Here is a 24269-nt window from a genome sequence, read left to right on the forward strand (position 1 = left end):
TGAGCGGGAATGATCGAACGTATCTTCGGATTGGGATCGGGCAGCACCGTTACGGAAGCGATGATGTGGCGCTGGGCCGAAGCACATCCGTATTTATTTACGATAATCAAAGTGAGCGATCCGTACATTATCGTAGCGGTCGCGTTTATCGGGTATACGGTCGTGAAGCGGATAACCGGGCGGAGGTAACGGTATGAACCTAACGCAAGCGATACACGATGCGGCCCGCGGCCAAATAATCGTATCAAACGTAGGCCGCACGTACAGCGCCGCGGACTTAGCGCCGATAACGTTGCTTGGTCCGTGGGCGGTCGCGTTTCGTACCGGAGAAATGACGGAGGTCGAGCGAAAGGGTACGTGGAGCGTTATGTATTAACGGTTGCCAGCGCTATCTTCCACGAACTCGACAACGTCTTCAATGCGACAATCGAGGAAATGACAAACAACCGCCAGTGTATCGATGGACACCGACTTATCGTTGTATAAACGTCCAATCGTATTACGGTTCAGCCCCGTATTCTCTTCGAGATCCTGGCGGTCCAAATTGCGTTCAGCCATTCGCACACGGAACGGCCTATAACTAGGGATTAGCGACACGGTACGACTCCTTTTCATTTGGGGGATATCAGTATTATAGCATCATTATTAACTAATTAAATTGTATGCATAACATGTTAAGAAAAGTGCTTGACATAATAGGCGGACGGGCGTAATATTGGAAATGTAAACCAACGACAAAGACGTAAGCACTACCGATATACCTCGCCACAACCGCCCCACCTCGCATTACATACCGCAGAACAACGGTCCGGCATCCCCGCCACCCGGCGTTCAATCTACGCAAGAAACCTCCGCTTAAAATGTTACGGAATATGTGCGTACCTCTTACGCAGATCCGCTAACAGCTACGCCGACCACTTCGGTAAGCAGCGCGAGGTTATCTTGCGTTAATTTTTAATCGTAGACAAGAACACATGTTCTTAATAAAATAAGAACACGAAGGGAGATGGCGAAATGGCAGTAGAAAATGAACCGATATTTCAGTACGTTAACCCTAACGATTTAATCGAACATCCCGAATCACATCGCATTCCGGAAATGTCTCCGGAAGAGTGGACGGACTTTAGCACGAGAGTCGAGGAGCGAGGCGAGATTACAGATCCGGTATTCGCGCTTAAGAACGGAAAAGTATTCGACGGCAGACACCGTTTACGGAAAGCGAAAGAGATCGGCATTCGGTTGATTCCAGTATTATTCTTTGACATTACCGAAGACGAGGCGCTCAGACGGATGGCGGATTCGGCGGTGTTGCGACGCCAACTAGAGCCGGGACAACGTGCGGCGATCGTACTTGAATTTACGGAATTGGTCGAGAAGGTGCGAGAGGAAGCCCGAGAACGTCAACGTAAGGCGGCAGAGGAAACGAATATGCTGTTAGGCCGAATAGATACGGTTATCCCAGATCTGGGAGAAGCGACCCCAAAGTCAACTGTAAGTCGTATACTTGCGGAGAAGGCCAGTATCGGGAAATCATCTATGGAGTATCTGATGGCTGTACAGCGTGACGAGCCGGATCTATTTGCAAAAGTAAAATCTGGTGATATGACGATAAATAAGGCGTACACAGAGACGAAGAAACGCAAGGAATCGCAGTCACCGTCAAATATTGTAAAGATGCCGAAACGCCCATCCGCAAAGAAATCGCGCCTTGACGAAATTAAACGCAACGCGGAGGCGGACGAAAAGGTTCCGCAAGTTGGCGGACAATCTACGTTAAGTGAAGACAATCTTCTCCGCTACCGCGCGGAACGTGATTTTCGCGATTACGCCGTACGCTTCGTGGCTGATTACGATGCACTTCTCGGAGCCGACCGCGAGTCCACTGACATTTACATCACGAAGTTAAAGCGCGTTATAGAAGGCGGGCTACTGTTGATCGCGGAGTTTGATAATAACGAACACACACGGGAGCTAGCGGAACAAGTTGCGGAGGTTATACGGGAGTCGCGCACGGAGGAAGGACAACGCATCATATCCGAAACTATGGGAGGAAACGGTAGATGAAAAACGAAAACTTAGGCAGACGGGTATTCACGAATTACGAGCGCTTTTTAGAAAGCGGAGCGAAAAGCAGCATGGATTTGTTTGCGGAAGAGACTGCGGCTGACCTGGTACTGCAATCACCGAACGTCACGCATCATCTTACCGATAAAGGCGTTATCGAGCGGGGACAGCATTCATGTTTAATACCGCTATTTACGACTAATCTTTCCGCGCAAATGTACGGGGCGTCATCCGGTAAGGGTCATAAAATTACGGTTTCAAACGCACATAAACGAGCAGAGATCGTTGTGGAGTATTCAAACGCGAATCACCGCAAGATGATGGCGTCTCTCAGGGCAAGGAGGAAGACGGAGCACGACTTGTTTTACGGATTCAGGGCCGCGGCTCTTGTAGAAAGCATTCAGTGTGACTATATCGCAGGAGTCCACCTATCGAGACATGCTGAGACAGCGGCCGGAATCGCACTTATGCGCAGATTAAGTACAGAAATCCCTGACTTCCGTAAGTTTATGCGCGCTATGGGGGTAGATCTGCGCGATGACTCAGCACTTAGGCAATTTTCGGACGAGGGAAAGATGCGTGAATATATCCAACAGTACCACCAAGATTCGCTTTATTTCCAAAGACGCAAGGGACTCATTACGAGTAAACTCACGCTTATGGACACGTCGGATAACGTAATAAATCTTAATCGCGCAAAAGACCCGATATTTACGGAGGGCGCGGTTGCACACGCAATTACGAAGTTAAAGTTAAGCACGTCTACTATTATGCAAAAGCTACGTGAAATCCGGTCGATCGGATAAACACGAAAGGGGATACGAATATGAACGCTATTAATCGTAACACAAACGCATCTATAACGCAAACGCACGCATCGCTCGCTATCGGCGCGCACCTGGCGCACATCAAACGGTCGGGCCTAGCGGATGAAATTGGCGGCTTCTACGAGTGGACCGCGTCAATCGGATACTCGCGCCAACAAGCGGACCGGCTCGTTAGGCTGGCGGAATTGGTGACGAGATGAGCCGCGTAGTAGATTACGTAGAGTGCCCGCCACGATTGTTCCTGCAGCTTGCGGAGATGGCGGATAACCGCGGGAATAGGCGGCTGGCTGACGTTTGGCGTGCGAATTATAGGCGAGTTGTTAACGGAGGTGGACGGTAGATGACACGCGATGAAGTCGTAGCAAAGTGGGAAACGTTAACGCCGCGTGAACGTGACGCGTGGGTGGCGGAGGTCGCGTTCGGTAAGACTGTCGAACGCGAACGGAGGCCGAACGGTAGCATATCCGTTTTTACTGACGTTGGTATACGCCAAGCATTGCCGTACTACACGACGGACATTTCCGCAGCGTGGGCGGTCGTCAACACGTCCGACCGCTTCGATATCGGAGGGTTTGGCGGGGACGTAACGGCATCGCTAGGCCATCCGGGCTGGTACGTTTCGGCCCCGACCGCGCCCGAAGCGATATGTCTCGCGGCATTAATAGCCCGCATAACGAAGGAGTGACGCAATTTGAGCGATAAACACGCTAGCCGCTGCCTACTCGCCGCACGCTGTTCACTCGCGGACTCGCCCGCCTGCAACCGCCTATGCGCCGCCTATATCGCGGTACACGGACTTGCCGGCGCTTCCGGACGTGTCGGCGCGGCAAATGTTCCGGACGCTTATCGGTTACTAACGCTTGCTACGAGTCCAGCACGCGAAGGCCAACCAGACGTCTACCGATCTGCGGATAAGTACGCGGCGACATTTACGCGGCAATTTAGCGGTGACGACCTCCGGATCAAATCGTTATATCTGTACTCGCTCGCGCCCGGCACCGGTAAGACGACGACGGCCGCCGCGCTGCTGAACGAATATTTGATCGCGCATTATATAGGTAGCGTTAAGCGCGGGCTGACGCCGCTCGAACGGCCGGCGTACTTTCTCGACGTAAACGAGTGGCAGACGGATTATAACGCGTTCAACCGGCCGCGAGTCCCCGAAGACGTAGCCGCGCCCGCCGCCGAGCGTTATTACGCAGCGCAACGTATATCAATGAATGTACCGTTCCTGGTCGCGGATGATATCGGCGTACGTGACGCATCTGAAGCATTCCGAGCCGATTTGCATACGGTGATCAATACGCGAGTGGCGTCCGAGCTGCCGACGATATATACGTCAAATATTCCGCTAAGTGAGATCGGCGCGCTATTCGACCGTCGGCTCGCGGACCGCATACGGGATCTGTGCGCGGAGATAACGTTCAAAGGTGAATCACGGAGGGGGATGCGAACATGAGCGTAGCTGAACCGCTACTATCGAAAATTATCGACGCTAACGACGTGCCTGCGCTTGACCGATTCGGTTTATTACGCGAACACTTCGCTGACGACAAAGTGACGTGCGCCGCGTACGATTTTATCCGCAAATATAGCGCGGAGAATGGCGGGACCGCACCGTCTTACGCAACGCTAACCGTAGCCGTGCCTGACTTTACGTATGTGCCCGCCGTGACCGATTCGTACGAGTATCTGACGCGTAAAATGAAGGAATCGTACGGTAAACGGATTATTGGCGAGTTCCTTAGCGATGGCACCGGCGAGATCAAGCGCCAGTACGAATCTATCGGTAAGAGCGGCACCGTAGACGACTTCATTTCGTTATTGACGGATCGCCTATCCGAGATTAAAATAAGAACAAACGTTCGTAAATCGGTAGGTATTGACATCGCTCGCCAAGCGGACAAGTTTCTCGCGGAATATCGCGCACGCGCCGCTGGCTTATCCGGTCGAATCTGGCGGTCGAAGTTTCCGGGCGTGAACGAGGCAATTGGCGGCTACTTTTCGTCAAACATGTACGTTGTCTACGCGCGATCAGGCCGCGGCAAATCCGTCGTAACGATGGAGGAGGCGATAGAGTTCGCGTTCCAAGGCGCGACTGTCCTCGTATGGGCGCTAGAGATGAGTTGGTTCGAATGGATGGCGCGGGCATTTTCGTCCATAAGCGGAAGAAGCGGCGTGATGACAGCGACAATCGAAGGCGTAGATTACGACGCAGGTTTTGACGCAAAGGCGCTACGAACGGCGAAATTACCTGCAGAGTACGAGGCGGCCTTCGAGTCGTTTATCGCGGAGTTGAACGATATTCTTCCGGGCCGCATCATACTCCGCGCGACAAACGATGAGGGCTTTATCGACCGGTCGCTTACCGCACTCAAAGCGGATATCCTCGAAACGGGAGCCGACGTTGTTATCGTAGATCCGTTTTACTACTTGGATTACGAAACGAATACGTCAAAGACAGCGGGCGGTGACGCTGCGGCCACCTCGCGAAAATTGCGGATCATGACAGGCGCGCTCGATGTTGTTACGATCGCCATTACGCAGGCTGACGAAGATGCCTCCGAAAAGGGTGACGATGGTGTGCGCGAAATGAAGCCGCCAAAACGCGCGGAGGTAAAGAAAACGAAGCAGCTCCTCGAAGATGGCGCGGCGCTTATCGGAGTCGACACGTTGGCGAACGAAGGTCGCGGCGTTATATCTATCGGAAAAGGGCGCGATGGCGGCGAGGACGCATTAGTTGAAATCGTATATCTGCCGAATTACGGAATCGTACGTGAGCCGGTAGCGGCGGACATAGCTGCGCAATTTTCAGGAAACTTTTAGGAAAGGCCGGGCGACAAAACAACGCAGATCACGTAAAATAAAGAGGTGAGGACGATTGCTCACGATACGAGGCCCGAGCGGACCCGCCGAACTGGACGTAGACATTCGCGCCGAACTCGAAGACTTTCCGTGGATACGTCCGTCATGGTCCGGCGTAAAGCTGATCGCAGCCAGCCCGTTCCGGTATGACAGGACGCCGAGTTTCTTCGTTAACCTGGAACACGGAGGCTGGGCGGATAGCGGCGCAAGTGATCCGGAGTATTCGTCGGGCGGCTTCGTAAAACTACTCGTATTCCTGCGCGACGAGACGTACGAGGAAACTTGCGATTATCTTCACGCGAAATACGGTCAAGCCCCGGACGAATCAGCGGAAATAACGCTAAAGCTGCCGCGATTAAAGCCGGACGTGAAACGGGTTACGCGGATTAGCAGCGCGGTACTCGACCGTTATAAGTTCCGCTCGCCGTACCTCGGCGGCCGCGGCATAAGCGAACCGGTCCAGCGTCTAATGCGGATCGGCTACGACAAAAGACGTAGGGCCGTAACGATACCGTGGTTTAATCCGGATGGTACGCTAGGAAACGTCAAATATCGACACGTAGATAGCAAAACGTTCTGGTACGAAAGTAACTCGCGCCCGATACGCGAGATGCTGTATGCTATAGACGTCATCTATCGTCAGAATATTCGGAAATGTGCGATAGTGGAGGCGGAAATTGACGCTTTAACGTTAATGAGCGCGGGCATACCGGCAATCGCAACGGGCGGCACAGCGTTTACCGCAGCCAAACGCGACTTAATCCTGCGGTCGCCGATCGAAGAGATCACGTTATATCGCGATAATGATGCGGCAGGCCGCGCGTGGCGTAACCGTATCGTAGCGGAATTAGGCGAGAGGATTGACGTGCGGCTGGCGGTCGTGCCTATCGCGTACAAGGACGTAAACGAGTGGGCAAACAACGTCTCAAATACGGAGGTCATTTCGAAGAAATTGTGTCGGAAATTTGAACGTTTCCAGAATTTTACGTAGATACCAGCGGGGATTAGGCGTTATTATTCTACTATACGGAGAATTTATACCGGAGGTAAACCGCAGTTTACCCTAAACGCTGCTTAACCGGAATAAATTCAAAAAGGTCACGCGGGCTTACGCCTAGAGCGTCCGCGAGTGATACGGCTACGTCGATCGTCATATGCTTGCGCTCACCGGTTGTATAGTGCGAGATCGTCTTTTCGCTAACACCGGACACATCAGCTAATCGGCGTTGTGTCCAACCACGTTTATGTAGTAATTCCGGAATGTAACAGCGTCCGATTGTGTATCGCATCGGCGCGCCCCTCCGTAAAAGTCTTCAAAAATATATTAACATAATTTTCATGCGAAGTGTGCGAAGTGAGAAGTATATCCGAATAATACTATATAGAGCGAAAAGGAGATGGCCAAATGGAAAATGAGTTTGACCGTGTGTTCCTCGAGATGAAGAGGACCATACATAATATTAGTCTACGCTATAGCAAGCAGAGCGGGGTTCCGGCAGCAGAGTTTGTAAGTCAGCTTAGTGAAGAGATATGGGTCGCTTATAGGGACTACGACAGTGCGTATGGGGCGACACTAATTACGTGGATTAATGGATGCTTACGGCGAAGAGCAATGGACGTTATCCGCGAGAGGGACGGCACATATTACCGCAGAGTTAGCTTGATATCAGCTATCGCAAAGACAGACGAAGATGAGGATGCGCCAACATCCGAAGTCGCAGAAAGCGGACCTAGTCTAGAAGAGTATGTAATCGAACGAATGCATAGAAAAAAAGAAGCCGACCAGCGCCAACTGATCGACTTCCTCGTAAATAGTGACCCTGACCAGGTCGACCCCGTTACAACGCTAATTGTAACGAAGTTTCCGCAGTATCCGTCCATCACGGCGCTCGCTAAAGCGCTAGGACTTCACCACGAGGTTGTTAAACGAAAGCTACGCGCATTGTCTCGTCGATACGACGCTAATCGTTTCGGAGATTACCGCGAGTACCTTGCCGTTTAACCTTACGTAATATTATACCACGGCGGTGCTTGTTTGAAACAGCCGGCATATCAACTAAATATTTTCGACTTTTAGGCATTAAGTCATAAATACTCTTGAATGCTTGGTGTTTCTTAGAATTATGGCCCGCCGTCTTATGTTTTATTCATTTTCTTCGCTAATTATACGTTAAATTTATATCCGTTGTCAACACGGGTAGAGGAGGCGTTAACGATGTTACACGATAATATACGCAAGTCTCACGCAAGGGTTTCAAAAAATAAACGTATCTTCACGAAATTTTCCGCCGATCCTACGTTTTTATATAACGGAGGCTGCGAGTTGTACGAAGACGCGGCCGATTACGTAAACATCCGTACGATAAGGGCGGTGCGTATCGGATGAGCCACGTCATTGATCCGAAGGCCGGCACGCATTTTACCGGTAAGATATTCGTAAAGCCACACGCCTGCGATCGTGCCGCTGAGCATTTCGGTATCGAACGCTCCCAAGCGCCTATGTACGTAATGGACCTTTTACGTAAAGCTGCGCTAGTTGACTCCGATGTTCTCGCCGAGGACGGTAATCGCGGCCGCCTCTACGCATATAAACGGACGGCAATCGTCGTCGCTCCGCAGGAGGACACTGTTATTACGATATACCCGCGCGATATTGCTCCGGAAGATTTACGCGAAACGATGGCGAAAGTTCTTAAACGTGCGCTCAAGGCGGCCCAGCGGACAGAAGCGCGCGAGCTGAAGCGTCTGGCGATTAAGAAGGCGGAGCTAGCCGTAAAACGCGCCGAGGCCGATCTGCAGCGTCTAACCGCAACGCGAACTGTTTTAATACGCAAAATTGACGAAGAAATCGCAGGCATTAACGCTGAGATTGCGCGAGTTGATGCTGATATATTCGCGGTGAAGCGCGAGAAGACGACAATCGCGAAAGGTATATGCGCATTCATATAACGTAAGAAGCCGCACGTATTCTTACGTCGGCCAGGCGGTGTTAACCGTTAATCTGCGTTGATACCGTCTGGCGGGCGTAGGAGCCGCGTACCAATGGCGGACTTGATCCGTCAACGCGTAAAAGATGTGTACGCCTAGTGCCGCGCATCTGCCGAAGCGTAAGACGCAAGTTTACGGAGTCGACACGTAGATTAGCGCAATCCTATGTCCACCGCGTAAGGGTAGCGGCGCGGCCGTCCCGTCCGGAGATTATCCGGACCGCTACCGCAAATTTATTATGGAGGAGTGAGTACGATGTAGACCGCATCGACTACGCCAGATAATCCGAAAGGAGGACGTACTTGAAGAACGAGTACGAAATACGCGGAGATACGACCGCCATATTCTTGAACAGTCCGAAATACGGGCGTATGGAGACTCTGATTGCTACGAGTGATCTTCCGCGAGCGCAGGAGTATGAAGGAACATGGTATGCCGGCTGGAGCAGAGACGTTGCTAGCTTTTATGTCAAGGGTGCGTACATCAATGACCGAGGAGTTAGGACCACAGCGCAATTGCACCGTTGGCTATTGAATGAAGACGACTCAAAGGTTCAAATCGATCACGTCCTACATGACACCTTAGACAATTGCCGATGGGCGCTACAGAGAGTCACAAGTGCGGAGAATCAACAGAACGCTCGAACAAGATGCGACAACAAGACAAGAGCGGGTATCCCGGCGTAGCTTGGGACAGGTTTCATTTGAAATGGCTGGTTAGCGTTTATTCCGGCGGCAAGAGACTGCACGTCGGGCGGTATGCATCAGTCGAGGAAGCAATCGTAGCAAGAAGGACGGCCGAGAGGGTTTTGTATAGAAATAGATCATACCTAAGATGAGGGGTGTTGTTAATTGTCATTGTTCACGAAGAAAGGCGCAGAAGCCGTAACGTCAGCGCAGGCAACGAAAGAGGAAAAGGTTAGCGCACATGTCAAGTTTAACGCCGGCACGACGTTGAAGGTACGGTTCCTGTCTACGACGGACAGCGTCGAGTATTTCGCGCATGGTCTATACAGCCCGACAGTTCCGACTTTCGCACCGAAAGTAACGCCGGAACGGAACGCGCGGGGCTACGTTACATCGAATCCCTCGGTCTGGGATCGTGCCGCGGATTTGCTTTATGCCGATGCAAAAGCAGAGTCGGACGCGAAGAAGGCCGAAGAACTGCGTAGACAGGCCGGTAATCTGAAAAGCAAGCCGCGTTATCTTGTCGGCTTCGTTAACCTCGAGAACGGCGAACAAGGCTTCGTCGACCTGACGAAAAAACAGGCGGACGGCATTTTCGCGGCCCTGGCTAAGTACGCCAAGAAACTCGATAAAGTCGCGTTCGAGTTATCGAAGACAGGGGCGTCTACGAATACGGTCGTTTCGCTAACGCCGATCCTTGATATGGACGAGGATCTGACGGATAAGGAGCGAGAGAACTTCGTGAAAGTAGCGGGCCAGCCGTTCGATTTCGAGAAATTCGAAGGCTTCGTAACGATGCTGGACGAGGCGGAACAAACGAAAAATCTCGTCATCGCCGGATTTGATATCGCACGATTAGGCCTTTCGATTGGCGCGGCTTCTAACGCAAGCTCGACGCAATCCGACGAATCGACTCCGATTGAAGACGGCGACGAACCGGAAATGACGTTTTAATAAAACGGAGGTGATTGCGTGAAAGGAATCGTTATTCTCGCCGCGGTACTGGTATCGCTCGGACTGTACGCCCTGATAGCGTGGGGCGTGTCCGTACTAATCGCGTTCGTGTTCGATTATGACATCGGCTTTTGGCGGACGGTCGCGGCAATGTTCCTCGTATCCAGCGCGTCCAACCTCGTATTCAGCGGGATTAAACGTAGTGACTAACGAGAGGAGGCGGTCGGATGGATGACCGTAACGAACGCAAGATCAGCGTCGGCATTAACGTTAAGAGCGCGGCGTCTCTTCCGAGGTTGGGCGCGCAGTTACAGGCGTTCTTCAGCGCGATTGAGGAGTACGTAGGGCCGGCCGATATTAACCTGGCGGTGAGCGTGAATCCAACGCCTGCCGCCGCGATTGGTCCGATCGAGTATCCGCAGGAGCCGCCGCGTGATATCGAGATTATATTCGTACCGGACGAAGGGGAGCGTGATTAACACGGCACATGTAACGGAAATAGTCGGTAGATATTCGGAGCTGGCGGCGCGTATGGCGCTGCTCGCCGCGGGGTGGACGATTCACACGGCGGAGACCGACGAGGCGTACGATATACTCGCGACGGACCCGCTAACCGGCGCACACGTTAAGATACAGGTCAAAACGATTAGGCAACGTTTGGACCGCGGCGGCGACCTCGTCGTATACGCGAAGAAAGGGAACGGGACCACTTACGACCGAGCCGACGTTGACTACTTCGTTGCCGTCTGGGCATCGGATGGCGAGATTCCCCGCGTATTCATGTTCGAGAATCGGCTCTGCGGGGAGTACTGGTGCGGAGAAGCCGACGCGACGAACCGTTGGATCGAGTTGCCAATCGCGTTAGATCGGAGTGTATTCGATGTATCCGCGTGAAGCCGCTGTAATCGCGTTCTGTGCGCATTGTCGCGGCGAGATATACGTAGGCGACGAGGTTTTGCGGATAGACGACAGCTTTGACTTCGTACACAACGGTTGGGGCACGAAATGCGCGGCTGAATACGCAATGGAACGCGTGTACGATGCGGTCGGCGTAATCGACGCGAACAGTGACGTTAATTAAACGATAAGGGAGCGGATTAAGTGGCGAAATTGACCGGCGTTAAAGTGGTAGCGGAGCACATCGAATTTGAGGGCGCAGAGTATGCGAAGGTTGACCGTGAGGCGCGGGCGGGCGATATCGTACGGATGGACGCGAGTGGTTACGACAATTACTTGCCGGAGGGAACGTTCTACGACATTTACCGTGTAGCTCGGGACGGGTCAGCGCGTATTCTAGATGAAGATGATGACGAACTCGAAGTGGATGACGACTTCTCCGTATTCGAAAAGGTAGCGGAGCCCGCCGCCCCCGACCTCGTCGTACACAACGGAGTGACTTACCGTAAAGTGGCGCGGGAGGCTAACGTTGGTGAGTTGGCTTACAGGACGCGTGATTTCGTCGGTGGACGCGGCGGTACCGTAGTGAAAGCCGTGAGGATGGGCGCATTTGCACCGATCGCTGACGATGGCTATTCGCTGATGTCCGAAGAATACGTCGTACTCGAACCGGTAGAGGCCGCTCAGCCACCGAAACCACCCCGCCTGAAAGTCGGAGAGTACGCGAAGGTCGACCAGCCCGGCCACGGAAACCACGATAAAGTCGTCAAGGTAACGCAAAATGACCGTAAAAGCATCGCCGGATACGTATATCAGACGGAGAAATTAAGCGGCGAGTCAGCTGACGTACATTTGTTATCGCAGCTCGTTCGTGCCACGGACGAAGAGGTTGCGGCGGCTAAATACGCTCTCGATCCGCGCAACAAATTTGCTATTGGCGATAAGGTGCGCTTGATTAGCGGAGGCAGCGACCATCCGCTAACCGGATTCAGCAACGGGGAGATATACGAAGTTTCCGATCCGAAGACGACGTTCCGTAGCGGAAAACGCGTTCAGATAACGCAAGAAGGCGGCCGTAAGGGGTACGCATTGCCGGACCAAATCGCTAAGGTTACGGAGGCAGAACGCAAGCAAGCGGAGGAAGCCGCGAAATGGGCCGCAATCGGACGTAAGGTGAACGAGTATAAGGCGGGCGATATCGTGCGGTGTGTACGGAGCTGCGTCGGTCATCCGGTAGGTACGGTAGGTTTCGTGGTTGATCAGCCGGCGTCTTGGTGTGGCGGAAAACGTACTGCCGTAGAGTTCGGCGGGAACGTGCGCGATCATACCGGCGATGTAGAACTCGTCGTACCCGTCGAGCAACGTTTCGATAAGTAACGGAGGTGAGCGAAAATAGACGTTAAACTAACGCTTAACATACGCTCACCTGGCGAGGATGACGACGCCGGCAAGAACGCGCTCAAGGTGGCTCTCCGCGTAGCTGCCAAACGTAAGGCCGAGGCGGTGCCGGAACCGATAGAGGACGCATGGCAACGGATTCTATCGATGAAGAATACGGATATCGACGCGGAGCGATTACGGCAAGTGCGTGCGGCAATGGCGGAGGGGCTTATAGGCAGAGCACCCTCCCTCGCCGGTAAACGGTTTAGTAAGGCGGAAGCGCTCCGTATGTGGGCGGAATTAAATGAGCGCAACAAGGCGGAGACGCTGCGCGTACTAGTCGAAAACACGCCGACACATTACGTATTAGTACGGGACGATCAGACGTTAACGCAGGCACATGACGTTATCGCGGCGGCCGACATAATCGCGATCGACTGCGAGACGTTTGGTAGCGCGGATAATCCGGACGGCGCACTCGATCCGTGGAGTGGTAATATGGCGGGCTTCTCGGTATCGACGCGCGACTACTCGTTCTACATTCCGCTGAACCACGATGAGCGTACGAAGTTGACGGAGGCACGCGTTTTCGAGCGGCTAAAGCCGCTGCTGGAGCGCATTCCAAACGTCATGCACAACGCGCCGTTCGATTGCAAATGGTTCGCGGTCAAATACGGCGTCAACCTAATCGATACACTCCACGCAGATACGCGCATCATGGCGATGGCGTTCGATGAAAACCGTAGTCATCGGCTGAAGGACCTGTGTACGGATTGGCTACGGATGCCCGGCGATAATTTCGACCAACTATTCGGACGCACACCGTTTAACCAAATTCCGCTCGACGTTGCACTGGCATATGCGGCGGGCGACACGGAAAAGACGTTAAAACTGTACGACTGGATTCGCGGCCATTACGGTAAGCGCGATGACCTTAAGCGTATCGAGCAGCTAGTGTTTAACGTCGAAATGCCGGTATGCCGCCAGTTCATCCGCTCGGACATTCGCGGTATACGATTTGATACGGAGATGGCCAACGCTCTGGATGCGCAGTTCGAGCGTGAAGAATCGGAGCTGCAGACGCAAATTTACACATTACTGGGCGAAGATATCAACCTTAACTCTCCCGTCCAGTTATCGCGTAAGTTGTTCACGGACTTGAAACTGCCGGACAACGATAACGGCTCGACGGGTGTACGCGCGTTGAAACGGATTAAGAAGGAACATCCGATTGTTCCGCTGATCCTCGAATACCGCGCGGTAGGTAAACTGCGCCAGGCGTTCACGTCAAAACTACCGCACAACGTTAAGTCGGACGGTAAAATTCATCCGTGGCATAACACGTGGGGCGCAGCCACAGGCCGGTTTACGTGTTCTAACCCTAACACGCAGCAGATACCCGCCAAACGTCCAGAGATACGCCACCTGTTTATGGCGTCCGGTCCCGACCGTATCCTCGTCTCGATCGACTATTCGCAGATTGAGCTGCGTGTCCTGGCGCACATGGCAAATGAGACGGTGCTCATCGAAGCGTTCGAACAGGGACGCGATATCCACTCGACAACGGCTGCGCTAATATCAAAAGGCGCGTACACTTACGAGGATATTGAGCGCTATAAGGATACGGACGGTCACGCCGCGGCGAAATTCCGAAAGCAGGCGAAAATCGTTAACTTCGGTATCGTATACGGAATGGGCGCGGGCAAACTCGCTGATACGCTCGAAATTACGAAGGCGGACGCACAAACGATTATCGACGATTACTTCCGCGGCTATCCCGGCATCAAGCGCTATATGGACGAACAGCATGCGAAGGTAATGAGGGACGGATTCGTAACGGATCTGTACGGGCGTAAAAGGCGGCTGCATACGGACATCAAGGCGAAAGAAAGGTGGAAGGTGTTCGCGGCTCAACGTATGGGTGGTAACTTTCCGATTCAAGCCGGTGCTGGAACTATATTAAAACAGGCGATCGCGGACCTAGAGCTAATCCTTCCGCAATATGACGTGTTTATACTATTACAGGTGCATGACGAGTTGCTCTTCGATTGCCCGCGTACGATTACGGCGACGGCGCTCGACCACATCCGGTCAACGATGGAGAACGCGGTTAACCTACGTTGCCCGGTCCGTTGTGACGTCGAGATCAACCCGGAGCGCTGGCTGAAGAAGGTCGATGCGGACGCGTGGTTTAACGAAGATGAGAACGAATAGGAGACGTGATTAAACGATGGCAGAACTGAAGATTCTCGGTGTTAAACGTGTAGAGGCATTGTTGGCTGTATTGGACGCGAAGGAGAAACAGGAGAAGGCGGCGCTTATAATTCCGTCTTCCGAAGAGATTACGCGTATGGTTGACGAGGAATTCGGCATCGCTTCGGATCGGGCGCGTGTTAAAGAGTTGGTCGAGGAAGCATCCGAAATTCTAGCGAGATTGAATGAGGTAACTGGTAACGGCTCCTACGCGCAGATCAGTCACAGTTACAGTCGTCAGCGTGATATTGACGGAGGGGCGTATAAGAAACGCGTAGAAGAACTAACGGAGCAGCTTCGGAAAAAACCGCTGGACGACCTAGCGAAACAATTCGAACAGAAACGTACGCAACTTTGGATGTGCGAAACGTTGGAGCAGGCGAAAGCAATCGTAGGTATCTCGTAATGAACCGCGAAACCGCCACGTACCGCTGCCCGCAATGCCGACGTCAGCACCGTGTACTTGCGGACGAATACGGCGACCACGGATGTATCTGCGGATGGGAGCCTTACGCGTCCGCTATAGAAGCGCTAGATCCGGAGGACGTACGCGATTACGTCGATTACTGCCGCGATATTAACGTTAAGCCGGATGCATTCGCGTTCAGTACGTTACATCGACGTAAGTACGGCGGCGTGCCGGGGCGTGAGATACAGCGGTTGTTAGACGAAGAATATACGAAGGAGGACGGAGAATGAGCGATAACCAACGTAAGTACACGGACGTTATCCGGATGGGACACCGCGATTCAGCCGGCGTTATCGTCGAGGGAACGTACATCACCGTTTACGAGAAGCTTGACGGTGCGAACGCGTCATTTCGCGTATGGGTATCGGAGGATGGGGACAATTCGCTGACACTAGCGTTCTCGCGCAATACGGAATTATCTCCGGAAAATAACTTACGCGGCTTCTACGAATGGACACAGCGTATAGACACCGGAGAATTGGAACCTGATTACGTTTACTACGGTGAATGGCTCGTTAAGCATAAAGTTGATTACGGACAGCACGCAGGCACGTTTTACCTCTTCGATATATACGACGAGGGTACGCAATCATACGCGCCGACTGATTTCGTAATTGCGGAAGCTGCGCGCCTAGGTATCGCGGTTGCACCGATACTTTACGCCGGCCCGTTCATATCATACGATCACCTGACGTCGCTTGTCGGTCGGTCAGCGTTGGCAGTGAAACCGGACGGCGGCGAAGGTATTGTCGTTAAAAACGTGGCTTTCCGCGACAAGTACGGCAAGCAAACGTTCGTTAAACTCGTATCCGATTCGTTCCGTGAGATACAGCCGCAGAAGGCTCCGCGTGACCCAAACGTAGAGACGGCGGAGAGCACGTTCGTTAAAACGTTTATGACACAAGCTCGCGTCGAGAAACTGGCGCACAAACTCGTCGACGAACGTGTTATCCCGGAAGACTTTGGGCTCGAAGACATGGGCGTTATGCTGCGCGAACTAGGCAATCGCGTATATGACGACATACTGAAGGAAGAAGCGGACTCCCTTCCGGAAGGTTACGGGGAAAAAGCGCTGCGCCGAGCGATCGGCAAGACGCTGCCGGCCGTTGTGCGAACGATTATAAACGAAAGGGAGGCGGTTTAAATCTCGATATTCACACGTATAGGAAACGCAGCGGCTACGAAATCACTCCCGGAACAACTCGCGGCCGACTTTACCGCGTTTCTGGACGCATGGCACAGCGCACCGGAAACGTACGACGATGCACTCGACGCGCAGATTCACCAGTGGTACGCGGACATACTTACGAATAGGCAACGTAAAGTGTGGCCGCCGCGCGACATTCCGTATTTCTCCCCGTCGAGTGCCAACGCTGATCCGCGTGGTCTTTACGAAAAGTTACGCGGTGCTAAACGCGACGGCGGCGGTCAGCCTCCGCACCAAGGGCGCTGGACCCGTGTCGGAACGGCGATAGGCGATATGATTCAGCGCGATATTCTGTTCGCGGAGAAACATTACGAAGCGCTGACCGGGGATAAGCCGCGCTTCACGTTCGAACGCAACGCATACGGCGAGCCGATGTTCGAGGACTTCGCGCCCGGCAACAAGACGCTAACGCATAACGGTAAGACATTCGCATTGTACGGATTCTGCGACGGCATCCTGCGCTACGTGACGGAGGACGGCGAGGCTATACGCGTCGGCCTCGAAATCAAATCGAAGCAAACGACGGCGGCGCAAACGTCCGATTACTCGCAACGTAACGGTCCGAAGGAAGATCACGTTAAGCAATGCGTATGCTATTCGCTCATGTACGGAAATGCCGACGCTCCTCTCGATTATTACGTCATCCTCTACGTTAACGGCTCGAAAAAGGCATGGGAGATGACGGACGATGAGTACGCGAAGAATCCGGATATCAAAGCGCACGGGCTTTTCATCACGGACGAGATGCGGGCGGGCGTACTCGACCGGTTCGCGGACATACTCGACGCGGTGGATAACGGAAGCCCGCCGCCGCTGGATCTCGGTAACTTCACGTTCAATAACTTTAAGCGCGCGTGTGCCTTATCGTTATCTGACGAAGAGATGGCGCAACTTGAACGGGAAGTGGCCGCGACAATGCGCTCGGGGCTGCCGGACTTTAAAAAGCGCCAGTATGCGGAGGCGTTCGATAAAATACGCGAAATACGGAAGGGAGCGATTGCGTAATGGCGGAATTTTTAGGGATTTGGTCGAACACGGACTCGATGTTTGAGGATTTCGAGGGTTACGGTAATGAGCATCCGGTATCCGACCGTGAGGATTACGAAGTGTTGTTCGGTTATTACTCGTACGAGGACTACTCGGGTCTAGCCTTCGTTTTAGCCCGTAAGATATCCGACGGCAATCTATACGAGGTCAACGGGGGCCATTGCTCGTGCTACGGACTCGAAGGTCAGTGGTCGCCAGAAGAGACGGGTATTGCAGTGTTACGTCACCGTCTCGTAGAGGGCAATCTCGGCCGTGATTATCGCGGACGTAACGAGTTCGCCGACGAATTGACCGCGGTACTCGACGCGTTGGAGGTGACCGAATGATTAAACGTATCTTCCACGCAATCCTAAACGGTTTCATCACGTTCGGCGTGGGAATGGCGGCGGGGTTCGGAATCGGCTTCGGAGTTATAGCGATATTTGACGTTGACACTTCGCTATGGTTACGCATCTTTATCGCGGCCGCCTTGATCGTCGCAATCGCCGCGGACTTTTTACGGGAGGAGCGTGATGACGACGGCGGCAAAGAAACGGAATGATACAGCGCGCTATCTCGGACTCGACCTCTCGCTAAGCCCCGGCCTTGCGGTCATCGACGTTAAAAACCGCATCCCAACGCTAGTCTACGCGGGGTCGGTCGCAACGTCTACGGACGATAACGATGCTGTCCGTTCATCCGTAGTCGAATCGTTCGTCGCATCGAATATATACGCATACCGCCCGTTCGATCTCGTACTTCGCGAGGACTTCATAGCCGGACGTAATAAACGCGCAACGCAAACGATATTTAACGCGTGGACAGCGGCGGACAGAGCGCTCCATACGTACGGATACACGGTCGCTGACGTTAAGCCGCCGCTATCGCCTACGTCGGTCAAAAAGATCATAACCGGTAACGGTCGCGCCGAAAAGCCGGAAGTAGCGGAGGCTGTACGTAAATTGCTACGGTTACCGGCGGAGTACAAATTCGCGGCGGGCTACGATGATAGCGATGCGGCCGCTGTGGTACTGGCGTGGCTGATACGGGAAAACTTAATCGATACGAAGGAGTGACGTAATCTGACGAAGAAACTGCTTGGCTCACTCGAACTAAATCGGATATATCAACGTGACTGCATCGAAGGCATGCGGATGATTCCGGACGGTAGCGTTGATCTAGTCGTAACCGATCCGCCGTACTTGATGAATTATCGTAGCAATCGGCGCGTTGCTAACGAGAAGTTCCGTCACATCGCTAACGACGTCGATTCAACGGATTTGATCGTCGCATACCTAGCCGAATGTCATCGCGTACTGAAGGACGATACGGCGATTTATATGTTCTGCAGTTGGCATCATATCGATTTCTTTAAACAAGAATTCGAACGCCATTTTAAACTAAAGAATCTTATTGTGTGGAACAAGAACGTCCACGGTACAGGCGACCTGAAGGGTTCGTATGGGCCGAAGCACGAACTCGTTCTGTTCGGTCACAAAGGACGGTCACTTTTACGCGACAAACGATTGCCGGACGTGATCGACTGCGCTAAGATCCCGAGTTTAAAACTGACGCATCCGACCGAAAAGCCGACGGAGTTGTTGCGTAGATTCATCCGCAACTCAAGCGATCCGGGCGACGTTGTATTAGACGGATTCGCAGGTACCGCATCAACTTGCGTAGCGGCTGCGGAAGAAGGGCGCGATTTCATCGCGTTCGAACTCGAAACGGATTATGTGACAGTAGGCAACATCCGGTTGGATTCGGTAAATGCGGTGGACGCCAAATGAACGTAGAATTCAACGCCAGATACGCGCGCTCCCTCCGTCACGAACTCGCGGAAATCGAATACTGCTTACGGATTCGTACGGAGGACATCGCGCGGCTGAACGAAAGGAAGGCGCAAGTTGAGGCGCAACTACAACGAATCGAAGGGGAGAACGCCAATTTTGACGAAAAATGAACGCTTACTTACGGAAGACTTTATCGCCGCTTATCCCGAGTTTCCAACGCACATGAACGCGCTCGGTCAATTCGTATACTACCGCACCTATTCACGTTGGCTTCCGACGCAGGGCCGCCGCGAGAACTGGCGCGAGACGTGCCGCCGCGCTGCGGAATATAACGTCAGCCTGGCGGTAAAGCACCTTACGCGCATCGGCTATCCGGTCGATTACGAGTGGCACCGTAAAGAGGCGGAGTTGCTATTCGATAACATGTTCAATCTGCGCCAGTTCTTATCTGGCCGTACGTTATGGGTCGGCGGAACTCCGGTAGCAGAAATGTCAGCACTATCCAATTTTAATTGCTCCTTCTCGAACGTTCGGTCATGGTCAGACCTCGGTGATATTTTTTATCTGCTAATGGTTGGAACCGGCTGCGGACTGAAGAGTACGAAGAAATTCGCAAGAGAGATGGCGCCGATCCGTGCGAATACAACACTTCTTCACTCGGAATATGATCCGGTTCCAGAGTCGGCCCGTTACGAGGATACCGTTTTACGTGATATGGGAAATGGATACGCGAAGCTTTACGTAGGTGATTCAAAGCTCGGTTGGGTGGACTCCCTACGTATTTACTTCGACATCTTGACGAAGTCGGAGTATGAACATATCCACACCGTTAAGATTTCGTACAACTCCGTACGTCCGCACGGTGAACGTTTGAAGACTTTCGGCGGAACGGCATCGGGACCGGAACCATTGCGTGAAATGTTTGACGGCATCGACTCCGTAATAAAGAACCGGATCGACCCGTTGCTTGAGCCGCTCGAAATCGTCGACGCTGAAAAAGGTTACGCAAGGGTTCGGCCGATTCATATCCTTGATATCGCGAATCTCATTGGTAACAACGTAGTGATCGGCGGGGTGCGTAGGACAGCGGAAATCTTCCTTATGGACGCGGACGATTACGAGTGTATCTTCGCTAAGTACGGACTCAACGGTATATGGGACGCAGATAAGCACACGGACGTTGTCCGGAAGACACGCGCGCTCGGACTCGAAAAGGAAGCGGCGTTTCTCGAATCGCTACCGTTGTTCGATCCGAATGCGCGGCCGCTACATCACCGTCGGATGTCGAATAACTCGATCGCGTTCGAAACGCAGCCGTCGCGCGAACAATTGAACCTTGTGTTCACGATGATGCAGGCGGAAGGCGAGCCAGGCTTCGTTAATCTCGAAGAAGCGCGTAGACGGCGTCCGAATGCGGAGGGGCTTAATCCGTGCGCGGAGATACTGCTCGATTCATACGGCGTGTGCAACTTGACAACCGTTAATATGACGGCGTTCATGAGTGACGGAGGCGTATTGGACAAACACGGTATTTACGAAGCGCAACGGTTGTCCGCACGGGCCGGCCTTCGTATGACACTCGCGCAGCTTGAGATTCCGCATTGGGATGCGGTACAGCAACGAGATAGACTGCTAGGAACGTCATTGACCGGAGTAAAGGACGCTACCGCTAAGTTTGCCGGGGATGCCTCGTTTATGGGGAGATCGCTACTTAAACGTCTCGGAACGATGGCGAGGGAAGAGGCCGACCGTTACGCCAAGCAACTCCGCGTATCATCGCCGCTACTCGTTACGACGGTTAAGCCGGAAGGTACGATATCGCAAGTGGCGGGCGGAGTTTCGTCCGGACTCCACTGGTCACACTCGCCGTATTATATCCGCCGTATCCGCATTAACGCGGCCGATCCGTTAGCGCGCGCCGTACTCGATCTCGGATGGACGGTCAATCCGGAGGTGGGAACGCCGGGCGAAACGCACGAAGAACGGATGAAAAACGCGAGAACGTACGTAATCGACTTCCCCGTTGCGTCCGGCGCGACTGAAACGAAGGACGACGTAAGCGCCGCGCGTCAGCTCGATACGTACTTCGCATTCCAGCGTTATTATACCGAGCATAACTCGTCGAATACGATTACGGTGCGTCCGCATGAGTGGGCGGAAGTCGAATCGATCGTATACGAAAAGTGGGACGAATTTACGGCGGTATCGTTCCTCGCGCTCGATGGCGGCTCCTACGCGCTGGCTCCGTACGAAGCGATCGACCGCGAAACGTATGAGCGGATGGCGACCGAAATGAAGCCGTTCGATCCCGCGATTCTGACACGCTACGAGACGACGGGAATTTCTGAACTTGACGCGGGTGATCCGGATTGTTCTACCGGAGCGTGTCCGATTAGATAGCGATTAAATTTCGGAGGGATGCAGCGTATGGCATCGATAAAAATGTACGAAATTCTCCGGTCTATACGGCTGCATCCGTTTCTCCGGAGGTTTACGGATATCGACCGAGTTACACCGGAAGAGTCACGTAAGATTGACGATAAGTTTACGAAATAAACGAGGAGGCGCGGCCATATGGCATACTACGGAATCAGCGCAAGGAATGACGGACAGCGTGCGGCAATCAGCGCACTCATGAACGATAAGCCGCTACTGTTTCTTACGGGACCTGCCGGTACGGGTAAGACGCTAATCACGCAGGCGGTCGGCCTTCACCGTCTAACTGACGCGCAGGACTTCCGGAAGATGATGTACACGCGGATGCAGACGCAGGTTGGCGTAGATCTCGGATTCCTGCCGGGCGACCTACACGAAGGGAAAACGTACCCGTTTATGCGTCCGTTCCTCGATAATCTGGACGCGATGGCACCGGCCGCCAAACAAACGTATCACTATTTAACGTCGGGCGGCGAGGATAAACGTAGGCTCTTTTTCGATCCGATCCAGACGATGCGTGGCGGCTCGTTCCTCCATACGTTTGTCATAACGGATGAATCGCAAAATCTCGATCCCCACGTTATCGGTACGATCGCAACGCGTCCGTCGACCGGCACCAAGATCGTATTTCTCGGCAACTTCGCGCAGATTGACGACGAACGCCTGCGTAAGCCGGAGACGAACGGTTTGTATCGCTTACTCTCCGGATTATACGAAGTCGGAGCTCACGAATACTTTGACCACGTTAATCTAACGGAGGTACAGCGCCATCCGGTCGTCGACGTGGTTGAGCGTATCTTACGGAATCACGATATGCCGGTGGAATTCGCGGAGCTAGAAGCGCGAGGCAACGTTGGGTAGCGCGGACATCACCGCACGCATAACGCATCGCCGACGCCAGCTCTACGTCCACTCCGTCCTATACTACCGTTTCTGTACGTCCGTTATCGACGATGCAACGTTCGATCGGTGGGCGTACGAATTGCGGGACCTGCAGGCCCTTTATCCGGACGAAAGCGCGGCGGCTCCCTTTGCGGATGAGTTCGCGGCATGGGACGGTACGACCGGCTACGATTTACCGTGGAATGCGTGGGCGATTGCGGCGGCGGAACGTTTGATGCGCGATGTCCCGAAATAGCGCGAATGTGTACGTATTATAACGAGGAGGCGATCGGATGAAATACGTAATGACCATCGAAGTGAACGCTCGGTCCGTGCTTGACGAAGAGACGACGCAGTACTACGAATCTCTTACGCCAGAACAACGCGAGGAACGTGTCGCCGAAGTGAAGGCGGATACTCAACAGATGTTCCTCCGCGAAATGGATGACAATGCGGAAGTTGACGTAAACGTACGGGTTGAGGAGGTAGCGGAATGAACGTTAAACCACCGATTGGCCTCGTGCCGCGTTTCGTACGCGACGAACAACGTAGAATCGAAATACAAAATGCGATTACCCGCTATCTGGACGCCGGTATTCGGATTCCTACGGATTGGATTACGGAATACAACGAATTAGTAGCGAAGGAGGACGCAAATTGAACGTACAACTCATCGCCCACACGGCGCTATCGGACGGATTCGCGCAGTTGCTCGAAATGTACACGGTCGATAAACCGTCTGACCGCGCAGCCGTAGCGTTGACCGCTATCCGAACGTGTTACTCACCGCTGAAACCATCCGAAATCATCACGGAGGAGTCGCATAAATACTTCGGTTCCTCCGCGTCAGATGGCGAAGGTGGTACGGACGCTGACCGGTTATTCCGCCATATTATCCGGAGCAAGCACTCGTCTACTTTGGAGCACGTCAGTTATACGTTCGCAATCGAAGGTGTATCGCGGTCGCTACTCGCGCAACTCACGCGTCACCGTCAATTCTCGTTCAGCGTCCAGTCGCAGCGCTACGTTAAGTTCGGTAGCAAAGACCGCTCCCAAGGCTTTGATTACGTTACGCCTCCGTCAATCACGCCGGATAAAATCGAGCCGGACCGCACGTATAACGATTCTGATGCGGCAGGACTGTACGAATCCGTAATGGACTACGCGCAGGACGTGTACGATAGGCTGCGCGCTTGCGGAGTGCTCGCGGAGGATGCCCGGTATGTCCTCCCGAATGCCGCCGCGTGCAATCTCGTTATGACCGCTAATCTGCGCGCGCTGATCGAATTTTACGGTAAGCGGCGTCCGGGCAACGGAGCGCAGTGGGAAATCGCTGACCTGGCGGAAAGGCTCCGCGAGGAGATCGTAAATGTTGACGCGTGGACAGCGGGCTTTTTCGGATGTTCCGCGTGACGTTCGAGGAACGATTAGAAGAACTGCGCAAAGCTTGGCGCGGACTATTCGATGCATTCGCGGAATCGCTTCGATTACGTCAAGTCTGCGAATGGCTCGCGGATAAATTAACGAAAAGGGGACGATAGA

At 53.3% G+C, this 24269-nt stretch carries 38 protein-coding genes; 36 read left to right on the forward strand and 2 right to left on the reverse strand.

Features of this window, described 5'->3' with window-relative positions; all coding sequences use genetic code 11:
* Nucleotides 1-9: 9 nt before the first annotated feature.
* Nucleotides 10-189, forward strand: coding sequence for a hypothetical protein (locus IEW11_RS00820; protein ID WP_188528084.1), 180 nt, complete (start codon nucleotides 10-12; stop codon nucleotides 187-189).
* 4 nt (nucleotides 190-193) lie between these two features.
* Nucleotides 194-376, forward strand: a complete 183-nt coding sequence (locus IEW11_RS00825; protein ID WP_188528086.1) for a hypothetical protein — start codon at nucleotides 194-196, stop codon at nucleotides 374-376.
* Here IEW11_RS00825 and IEW11_RS00830 read toward each other — a convergent pair.
* Complete coding sequence (locus IEW11_RS00830) at nucleotides 373-597, reverse strand: helix-turn-helix domain-containing protein (protein WP_229724899.1); 225 nt, start codon at nucleotides 595-597, stop codon at nucleotides 373-375. The genes IEW11_RS00825 and IEW11_RS00830 overlap by 4 nt on opposite strands.
* Nucleotides 598-1014: 417 nt before the next feature.
* On the opposite strand from IEW11_RS00830, the gene IEW11_RS00835 reads away from it, so the two are divergent.
* From IEW11_RS00835 to IEW11_RS00865, 7 genes are all read left to right on the forward strand, one after another.
* Nucleotides 1015-2064, forward strand: coding sequence for a ParB N-terminal domain-containing protein (locus IEW11_RS00835; protein WP_188528088.1), 1050 nt, complete (start codon nucleotides 1015-1017; stop codon nucleotides 2062-2064).
* Entirely contained in the window at nucleotides 2061-2870 is an 810-nt protein-coding gene (locus IEW11_RS00840; protein ID WP_188528090.1) for a hypothetical protein, read from the forward strand. Before IEW11_RS00835 ends, IEW11_RS00840 begins: the two co-directional genes overlap by 4 nt.
* A gap of 20 nt (nucleotides 2871-2890) precedes the next feature.
* Nucleotides 2891-3091, forward strand: coding sequence for a hypothetical protein (locus IEW11_RS00845; RefSeq protein WP_188528091.1), 201 nt, complete (start codon nucleotides 2891-2893; stop codon nucleotides 3089-3091).
* Nucleotides 3092-3231: 140 nt separating this feature from the next.
* A complete protein-coding gene (locus IEW11_RS00850; protein ID WP_188528093.1) occupies nucleotides 3232-3576 on the forward strand; it encodes a BC1872 family protein in 345 nt (114 codons plus the stop codon).
* Nucleotides 3577-3582: 6 nt separating this feature from the next.
* Nucleotides 3583-4350 carry an ATP-binding protein gene (locus IEW11_RS00855; RefSeq protein ID WP_188528095.1) on the forward strand — a complete coding sequence of 256 codons (768 nt, stop codon included), beginning with the start codon at nucleotides 3583-3585 and terminating at the stop codon, nucleotides 4348-4350.
* The gene (locus tag IEW11_RS00860; protein ID WP_188528097.1) at nucleotides 4347-5717 is read left to right on the forward strand and encodes a DnaB-like helicase C-terminal domain-containing protein; all 1371 of its coding nucleotides are present in this window, start codon (nucleotides 4347-4349) and stop codon (nucleotides 5715-5717) included. Before IEW11_RS00855 ends, IEW11_RS00860 begins: the two co-directional genes overlap by 4 nt.
* Before the next feature lie 55 nt (nucleotides 5718-5772).
* The gene (locus tag IEW11_RS00865; RefSeq protein WP_188528099.1) at nucleotides 5773-6747 is read left to right on the forward strand and encodes a toprim domain-containing protein; all 975 of its coding nucleotides are present in this window, start codon (nucleotides 5773-5775) and stop codon (nucleotides 6745-6747) included.
* A gap of 67 nt (nucleotides 6748-6814) precedes the next feature.
* Here IEW11_RS00865 and IEW11_RS00870 read toward each other — a convergent pair whose 3' ends face one another.
* Nucleotides 6815-7045 (reverse strand): helix-turn-helix domain-containing protein, encoded by a 231-nt coding sequence (locus tag IEW11_RS00870; RefSeq protein ID WP_188528101.1) that lies wholly within the window; start codon nucleotides 7043-7045, stop codon nucleotides 6815-6817.
* 116 nt (nucleotides 7046-7161) lie between these two features.
* Here IEW11_RS00870 and IEW11_RS00875 point away from each other — a divergent pair, with 116 nt between their 5' ends.
* The 27 genes from IEW11_RS00875 to IEW11_RS01005 all read left to right on the forward strand — a co-directional run bounded on the left by IEW11_RS00875 (nucleotide 7162) and on the right by IEW11_RS01005 (nucleotide 24268).
* Nucleotides 7162-7758, forward strand: a complete 597-nt coding sequence (locus IEW11_RS00875; protein WP_188528103.1) for a sigma factor — start codon at nucleotides 7162-7164, stop codon at nucleotides 7756-7758.
* Between the two features lie 213 nt (nucleotides 7759-7971).
* Nucleotides 7972-8142, forward strand: a complete 171-nt coding sequence (locus tag IEW11_RS00880; RefSeq protein ID WP_188528105.1) for a hypothetical protein — start codon at nucleotides 7972-7974, stop codon at nucleotides 8140-8142.
* Nucleotides 8139-8705, forward strand: coding sequence for a hypothetical protein (locus IEW11_RS00885; RefSeq protein ID WP_188528107.1), 567 nt, complete (start codon nucleotides 8139-8141; stop codon nucleotides 8703-8705). The genes IEW11_RS00880 and IEW11_RS00885 overlap by 4 nt, the downstream gene beginning before the upstream one ends.
* Nucleotides 8706-9595: 890 nt before the next feature.
* On the forward strand, nucleotides 9596-10384 hold the full coding sequence (locus tag IEW11_RS00895; protein ID WP_188528110.1) for a hypothetical protein: 789 nt from the start codon (nucleotides 9596-9598) through the stop codon (nucleotides 10382-10384).
* Between the two features lie 18 nt (nucleotides 10385-10402).
* Nucleotides 10403-10594: a hypothetical protein gene (locus IEW11_RS00900; protein ID WP_188528112.1), complete on the forward strand. Its 192-nt coding sequence runs from the start codon at nucleotides 10403-10405 to the stop codon at nucleotides 10592-10594.
* A 17-nt stretch (nucleotides 10595-10611) separates the two neighbouring features.
* Nucleotides 10612-10863: a hypothetical protein gene (locus tag IEW11_RS00905; protein WP_188528113.1), complete on the forward strand. Its 252-nt coding sequence runs from the start codon at nucleotides 10612-10614 to the stop codon at nucleotides 10861-10863.
* A 52-nt stretch (nucleotides 10864-10915) separates the two neighbouring features.
* A complete protein-coding gene (locus IEW11_RS00910) occupies nucleotides 10916-11278 on the forward strand; it encodes a PDDEXK-like family protein (RefSeq protein ID WP_188528115.1) in 363 nt (120 codons plus the stop codon).
* On the forward strand, nucleotides 11265-11465 hold the full coding sequence (locus IEW11_RS00915) for a hypothetical protein (RefSeq protein ID WP_188528117.1): 201 nt from the start codon (nucleotides 11265-11267) through the stop codon (nucleotides 11463-11465). The genes IEW11_RS00910 and IEW11_RS00915 overlap by 14 nt, the downstream gene beginning before the upstream one ends.
* A gap of 20 nt (nucleotides 11466-11485) precedes the next feature.
* Nucleotides 11486-12658, forward strand: coding sequence for a hypothetical protein (locus IEW11_RS00920; RefSeq protein ID WP_188528119.1), 1173 nt, complete (start codon nucleotides 11486-11488; stop codon nucleotides 12656-12658).
* Nucleotides 12659-12745: 87 nt separating this feature from the next.
* On the forward strand, nucleotides 12746-14875 hold the full coding sequence (locus IEW11_RS00925; protein WP_229724900.1) for a DNA polymerase: 2130 nt from the start codon (nucleotides 12746-12748) through the stop codon (nucleotides 14873-14875).
* Between the two features lie 16 nt (nucleotides 14876-14891).
* Nucleotides 14892-15320 carry a hypothetical protein gene (locus IEW11_RS00930; protein ID WP_188528121.1) on the forward strand — a complete coding sequence of 143 codons (429 nt, stop codon included), beginning with the start codon at nucleotides 14892-14894 and terminating at the stop codon, nucleotides 15318-15320.
* On the forward strand, nucleotides 15320-15613 hold the full coding sequence (locus IEW11_RS00935) for a hypothetical protein (protein ID WP_188528123.1): 294 nt from the start codon (nucleotides 15320-15322) through the stop codon (nucleotides 15611-15613). The genes IEW11_RS00930 and IEW11_RS00935 overlap by 1 nt, the downstream gene beginning before the upstream one ends.
* Nucleotides 15610-16527 (forward strand): RNA ligase family protein, encoded by a 918-nt coding sequence (locus IEW11_RS00940; RefSeq protein WP_188528124.1) that lies wholly within the window; start codon nucleotides 15610-15612, stop codon nucleotides 16525-16527. The genes IEW11_RS00935 and IEW11_RS00940 overlap by 4 nt, the downstream gene beginning before the upstream one ends.
* Before the next feature lie 180 nt (nucleotides 16528-16707).
* Nucleotides 16708-17595 (forward strand): hypothetical protein, encoded by an 888-nt coding sequence (locus IEW11_RS00945; RefSeq protein WP_229724901.1) that lies wholly within the window; start codon nucleotides 16708-16710, stop codon nucleotides 17593-17595.
* Nucleotides 17595-17963 (forward strand): hypothetical protein, encoded by a 369-nt coding sequence (locus IEW11_RS00950; protein ID WP_188528126.1) that lies wholly within the window; start codon nucleotides 17595-17597, stop codon nucleotides 17961-17963. The genes IEW11_RS00945 and IEW11_RS00950 overlap by 1 nt, the downstream gene beginning before the upstream one ends.
* Entirely contained in the window at nucleotides 17960-18178 is a 219-nt protein-coding gene (locus IEW11_RS00955) for a hypothetical protein (RefSeq protein WP_188528128.1), read from the forward strand. The genes IEW11_RS00950 and IEW11_RS00955 overlap by 4 nt, the downstream gene beginning before the upstream one ends.
* Nucleotides 18150-18692, forward strand: coding sequence for a crossover junction endodeoxyribonuclease RuvC (locus IEW11_RS00960; protein WP_188528129.1), 543 nt, complete (start codon nucleotides 18150-18152; stop codon nucleotides 18690-18692). The genes IEW11_RS00955 and IEW11_RS00960 overlap by 29 nt, the downstream gene beginning before the upstream one ends.
* Nucleotides 18693-18821: 129 nt before the next feature.
* Nucleotides 18822-19406: a DNA-methyltransferase gene (locus IEW11_RS00965; protein ID WP_188528131.1), complete on the forward strand. Its 585-nt coding sequence runs from the start codon at nucleotides 18822-18824 to the stop codon at nucleotides 19404-19406.
* The gene (locus tag IEW11_RS00970) at nucleotides 19403-19579 is read left to right on the forward strand and encodes a hypothetical protein (RefSeq protein WP_188528807.1); all 177 of its coding nucleotides are present in this window, start codon (nucleotides 19403-19405) and stop codon (nucleotides 19577-19579) included. Before IEW11_RS00965 ends, IEW11_RS00970 begins: the two co-directional genes overlap by 4 nt.
* Entirely contained in the window at nucleotides 19566-21809 is a 2244-nt protein-coding gene (gene nrdJ / locus IEW11_RS00975; protein ID WP_373289278.1) for a ribonucleoside-triphosphate reductase, adenosylcobalamin-dependent, read from the forward strand. The genes IEW11_RS00970 and nrdJ overlap by 14 nt, the downstream gene beginning before the upstream one ends.
* A 27-nt stretch (nucleotides 21810-21836) precedes the next feature.
* A complete protein-coding gene (locus IEW11_RS25100) occupies nucleotides 21837-21965 on the forward strand; it encodes a hypothetical protein (protein WP_268237352.1) in 129 nt (42 codons plus the stop codon).
* Between the two features lie 18 nt (nucleotides 21966-21983).
* The gene (locus IEW11_RS00980) at nucleotides 21984-22706 is read left to right on the forward strand and encodes a PhoH family protein (RefSeq protein ID WP_188528135.1); all 723 of its coding nucleotides are present in this window, start codon (nucleotides 21984-21986) and stop codon (nucleotides 22704-22706) included.
* On the forward strand, nucleotides 22699-22983 hold the full coding sequence (locus tag IEW11_RS25270; RefSeq protein ID WP_373289280.1) for a DNA ligase LigA-related protein: 285 nt from the start codon (nucleotides 22699-22701) through the stop codon (nucleotides 22981-22983). Before IEW11_RS00980 ends, IEW11_RS25270 begins: the two co-directional genes overlap by 8 nt.
* A gap of 37 nt (nucleotides 22984-23020) precedes the next feature.
* On the forward strand, nucleotides 23021-23224 hold the full coding sequence (locus IEW11_RS00990; RefSeq protein WP_188528139.1) for a hypothetical protein: 204 nt from the start codon (nucleotides 23021-23023) through the stop codon (nucleotides 23222-23224).
* On the forward strand, nucleotides 23221-23388 hold the full coding sequence (locus tag IEW11_RS00995) for a hypothetical protein (RefSeq protein ID WP_188528141.1): 168 nt from the start codon (nucleotides 23221-23223) through the stop codon (nucleotides 23386-23388). The genes IEW11_RS00990 and IEW11_RS00995 overlap by 4 nt, the downstream gene beginning before the upstream one ends.
* Complete coding sequence (gene thyX / locus IEW11_RS01000) at nucleotides 23385-24140, forward strand: FAD-dependent thymidylate synthase (protein ID WP_188528143.1); 756 nt, start codon at nucleotides 23385-23387, stop codon at nucleotides 24138-24140. Before IEW11_RS00995 ends, thyX begins: the two co-directional genes overlap by 4 nt.
* Nucleotides 24128-24268, forward strand: coding sequence for a hypothetical protein (locus IEW11_RS01005; protein WP_188528145.1), 141 nt, complete (start codon nucleotides 24128-24130; stop codon nucleotides 24266-24268). The genes thyX and IEW11_RS01005 overlap by 13 nt, the downstream gene beginning before the upstream one ends.
* The last annotated feature ends 1 nt before the right edge of the window (nucleotide 24269 follow it).

The organism is Paenibacillus abyssi (assembly GCF_014640295.1).
GTDB lineage: Bacteria > Bacillota > Bacilli > Paenibacillales > Paenibacillaceae > Paenibacillus_D > Paenibacillus_D abyssi.